The 246-nt window shown below is 49.6% G+C and carries 1 protein-coding gene; it reads right to left on the bottom strand.

The annotated features are described in order from the left end of the window. On the bottom strand, positions 1 to 206 hold a 206-nt coding region (locus tag A0739_RS10375), incomplete at its 3' end, for a hypothetical protein (RefSeq protein ID WP_196755729.1). Positions 207 to 246 lie beyond the last annotated feature (40 nt).

The following is a 246-nucleotide window of genomic DNA, read 5'->3' as shown; positions in this document are numbered from 1 at the left end:
TGCTTCAGCATCAGTAAGCTTGAGCCAATCCGTTTCAACAAGTGCAAGTGCCTCAGCTTCATTGAGCCTGAGCCAATCAGTTTCAGCAAGCGAATCAGCTTCAGCGTCATTGAGCTTGAGCCAGTCTGTCTCAACAAGCGCAAGTGCTTCAGCATCGTTGAGCTTGAGTCAATCAGTTTCAACAAGCGAGTCTGCTTCAGCATCATTGAGCGCAAGCCAGTCAGTCTCAGTAAGTGCCAGTGCCTC

The organism is Streptococcus oralis, assembly GCF_001588645.1.
GTDB classification, from domain to species: Bacteria; Bacillota; Bacilli; order Lactobacillales; family Streptococcaceae; genus Streptococcus; species Streptococcus oralis_AB.
Note: the sequence above shows the minus strand (reverse complement) of the source record. Positions and strands in the feature narration are given on the sequence as shown.